Here is a 4154-nt window from a genome sequence, read left to right as displayed (position 1 = left end):
GCCAAGGCGAGGCTCAGTTGCAACGGAGGCGTTGCTTGTTCGGCACCGGGCCGAAGCCTCTCAGCGAGTTCGGCCCAGGTGCGCTGCGCTTCATCGATGCGCTGGCTGCGCGTCAACAGCTTCGCCAACGCAAGCGTCAGCCTTGCCTCCATCTCGGCTTGCTCATCGCTGGCAGTCAGGCTGCTGGCTGGGGCAGCCCTAGCCTCGGCGAGCCAAGTCTGTGCCTGCGCCACGATCGAACTCGCATTGGCATTCTTGACTTGGCGCGCTTGGACTGCGAGAGCGGCGCCCTTCAGCAGCCGGTGATTAGCAACCTCAGGTGCCGTGGAGCCGGATCGCGAACCTTCAAGGCCCGTAATCGCTTCGCCGAGCAACGCCCCGGCTTGTTCGGCGGCGCCTTCGTCGAGCTTCGATTCGGCCAGTGCCAGTTGCGCCCAGCCGACCAGATCGCGCCACCGGGTGTTGTCCGGTTCAAGCTCGACCAATGCCTTGGCGTCACGCAAGGCCGCAGTCCGCGCCTGCGTCGCACTTCCCAGATCGCCGAGCATGCGACACAGCAACCCTACCCACGTTTGTGCGGTGGCCTGCTGTTCTTGAACCGATCGATTGTTTGCCGCGCCGGGGACACGCGCCAGCACGGCCAATTTGTCTCGTTGCGCCTTTAAGGACTCGACGTAGTGGCCAAGCCGTCTGTACGCCGCGGCCTGCCAGCCGACGGTGTGCGCCAAGTCCAGTCGCAGATCCGGGCGCGTTGCATCCAGCGCTTCGAACGCCGCACGTGCCGCCGCCAGCTCGCGCAGTGCGTCGTCGACGCGGCCTGCATCGAGGGCCATCACGCCCACCGATTCGCTTGCGTACGCCAGCTCGGTGCGCCATTCCGGTTTCTGTGGATCTAGCGCGACGAGGCGGCGCGCGAGAGCCAGGTATGTGCCCATCGAACGTTCGGCTGCTGCGCCGTGGCCGAGCCGACGTTCGATGTTGCCCACCCAGAACACGCTCTGCGAGTGGTCGAACACGCGCTGCGCGTCGTTCGGAGCTTGCGCGAGCAACTGTGCCGTCGTGTTTGCCGCTTCCTGATACGCGGCGCGTGCAGCCTCGGTCTGTCCGCGCAGCTGCCGCACCTCGCCAATCAGGTGCAACGCGCGCGCACGGCGGCCGAGGCTGTCGGCGTCTTGCAGGGCGGCTTGCTCCGGTGTGTCGTAGTAGGCCAGAACCTCTTTACCGACGCCGTCGAGCGCGTCCAGCCGGCCCACCGGCTGCAGCCGCTTGCGCAGGTCGCCCAGCATGAACTCGACCAGGCTTTCGGCGCGCAGGCGCTGTTGCTGAGTCTTGCGCGCCTGCCAGGTGGCTGACACGGCGGCGAAGGCCATGGCGCCGATCACCAAGGTGGTTGCCAACACGCCCCAGCGATGCCGGCGCGTGAACTTCCACGCGACGTAGGACAGAGTTTCCGGCCGCGCCTTGACCGGCTCGTGGTGGAGCCAGCGCTGCAGGTCGGCCGCGAATTCGGCCGCGTTCGCATAGCGCTCGGCGGGGTTCTTGCGCAGTGCCTTGGCGACGATGGTATCGAGGTCGCCCTGCAACTCGCGTGCGCGACGGCGGGCCTGCAGGCGTGTGGTGTCGGTGGCCTGGACGCGCACAGCATCAGACAAGCGACGCGGTGTGGTCTCGGCCACGGCGCGCATTGCCTCCAGCGGCGATGAGGTCGCGCTGCCGGCGGGGGTCGGGTGGCCGCCCCCCAGCAAGCCGTACAGCAGCACGCCGAGTGCATAGACATCGGTGGCCGTGCTCACACCCTGGCCCAGCACCTGCTCGGGTGCCGCATACGCCGGCGTGAAGACCTGGGTGCCGGCCTGCGTCTGATCGGGACGGGCGATGTCGCCGCCCAGCTCGTCCGGACCCAGCAGCTTGGCGATGCCGAAGTCCAGCAGCTTGACCTCGCCCGCCTGCGTGACGAGTATGTTGCCGGGCTTGATGTCGCGGTGCAGGATCAGCCGGGTGTGCGCGTGGGCCACGGCGGCCAGCACGTCGGCGAACAGTTTCAGGCGATCGCGCAGGCCCAGCTCGTGTGCGTCGCACCAGCGGTCGATCGGCTCACCGTTGACGTACTCCAGCAACAGGTACGGCTGATGGTGTTCGTCGACACCGGCGTCGATCAGGCGGGCGATATTCGGGTGCGACAGCCGCGCGAGGATCCGCCCTTCGCGGGCGAAACGGTCAATGCCCACCGGTGTCATTAGCGCCAGGTTGACGAACTTGATCGCGACCTGCGCATCGAAGCGGCCGTCCGCCCGGCGGGCCAGCCACACCGCCCCCATCCCGCCCTGGCCCAGCAGGCGTTCGAGCCACCAGGCACCGATGGTCTGGCCTTCGAAGCCGGCCGTGGACACCGGCGCGATAGGGCGCTCCATGAAGCCCGCGTCGACCTCGCCCAAGCCYTCGAGCAGCTTCGCCATGCCGTCGGCCATGGTGGGGTCGTCGGCGCGAAGCTTCACCAGCCGATCGGCTCGTGTCCGTGTCGAGAGGTCGAGCAGCTCGTCCAACAGCGGGCTCATCTGGTGCCAGTCGGGCTGTTGCATGCTCAGCTCTTCAAGGAGGCGAGCAAGATCAGCCGCGCCTTGCGCCAGTCGCGCTGCACAGTGCGCTCGGTCAAGTCCAGCGCTTCAGCGATCTCGGCTTCTGTCAGCCCACCGAAGTAGCGCATCTCGACGACACGGGCCAGCCGCTCATCGACCTGTGCCAGCTCTTGCAGCGCCTCGTGCACACGCAGCACGTCGTCGGCGTCGCAGGCGATGTCATGACCGGCCTCGGTGGACAGCGTGAGTCGCAGCTGCCCCGCCCCGCGCTTTTGCGCCATGCGGGCGCGTGCGACGTCGATGGCCGTGGCGCGCATCACACGCGACGCGAAGCCGAGGAAGTACTTGCGGTCGGGAAACTCCAGCCCGTCGCGCGACTGCAGCTTGAGCCACGCCTCGTGCACGAGGCCGCTGGTGTCCAGCAGCGTCTGGTGGCCCAGGCGGCGCAGGTGGCTACGCGCAAGCCGCTTCAGGTCGCCGTAGACCAGCGGTGCCAAACGCTCGAACGCTTGATCTTCGCCGCCCGCAGCGGCACGCAGCAGCGACGTGATGTCCGTCAACCGGCGCCTCCCATTTTTTGTTGCGACCACTTTAGCAGCGAGATATGACCGCGGTGCCCCAAATGTCGGGTTAGAGAAGGGTTTTGCGATTGGGGCGGGGTTGGGGCATGCAATGGGCTTGCTCCCGAACCGGGACCATGAAATGACCGTCCTTGAATGCTGCGAACCACCTGCCACCGACTGGGCTGTGGCCAGTGTGTGTCTGGGGGCCACGACCTTGCTGCCCAGCGTCGAAGCTCCTGAACTGCTGATCTGTCAGACACCGGACCGGCGCTGGCTGGTGTCAGACCGCCAAGGCATCCGCCGGCTTGAAGAAGGGCACGAGGTGTTGCTGCAAGGGCGACGGTGGCGTTTGCGCCACACGACGGCGCCTGCGCTAACGATGCGCTTTTGCGTCAGCCAGGACGAAGAGCATGTGCGGTTGGAGATCGGGGACGGCGAGCGCCGCCTTGCGCTCGGCGAGCGCGCCCATCACGAGAGCTTGCTGCTGCTGGCTCGTCGCCGCCGTGCCGACGTGGAGGTTGGCCATACGCCAGCCGAGTGCGGCTGGCTTGACGTGATCACCGTCGAGCGGATGCTGGGCATCGACGCCCTTGCGTTGAACACCCATCTGTTCCGTGCGCGGCGTCAGATGGCCGCAGCGCTGGCCAACTGGGGCCTCTCACTCGACCCGGTCGAGCGCCGCCGCGGGCAGGTTCGCTTTGGCGACGTGCGGTTCGAGATCGAGCGCGCCGGGTAGACACCGCATGGCGTGGTGTCCCGCGCAGCTCACGCCTGCAGCAGCCCGAGGTTGCGGGCTTCGAAGATCGCCTCGGCCTTGGAGCCTACGTCGAGCTTCAAATAGATGCGGCGGACGAAGGTCACGACCGTGTGCCGCGAAACTCGCATCAGGGTGGCGGCTTCGTCGGCCGTGAAGCCCTTCTCCATCAAGGTCAGCACTTCGCTTTCACGCGGCGACAGCGACACCGCGCGTGGCAGATCGGACGGGTGCGCAGCGCGGCGAGCCGTTGTGCAAGAC

Annotated in this window: 4 protein-coding genes; 1 reads left to right on the top strand and 3 read right to left on the bottom strand. The window is 67.3% G+C overall.

Annotated elements, in window-relative coordinates:
- A partial coding sequence (locus AC1DYI_RS28440; RefSeq protein ID WP_477207482.1) for a serine/threonine-protein kinase occupies positions 1-2579 on the bottom strand: 2579 nt, incomplete at its 3' end.
- A gap of 2 nt (positions 2580-2581) precedes the next feature.
- Positions 2582-3136, bottom strand: coding sequence for an ECF-type sigma factor (locus tag AC1DYI_RS28435; RefSeq protein ID WP_477207481.1), 555 nt, complete (start codon positions 3134-3136; stop codon positions 2582-2584).
- 142 nt (positions 3137-3278) lie between these two features.
- Here AC1DYI_RS28435 and AC1DYI_RS28430 point away from each other — a divergent pair, with 142 nt between their 5' ends.
- On the top strand, positions 3279-3875 hold the full coding sequence (locus AC1DYI_RS28430) for a hypothetical protein (protein ID WP_477207480.1): 597 nt from the start codon (positions 3279-3281) through the stop codon (positions 3873-3875).
- 29 nt (positions 3876-3904) lie between these two features.
- Here the strand turns inward: AC1DYI_RS28430 and AC1DYI_RS28425 are convergent.
- The coding region (locus AC1DYI_RS28425; protein ID WP_477207479.1) for a response regulator transcription factor at positions 3905-4154 on the bottom strand (250 nt) is incomplete at its 5' end.

Source organism: Ideonella sp. P3_A4 (genome assembly GCF_056403075.1).
This window is presented reverse-complemented; position numbering and strand designations above follow the sequence as displayed.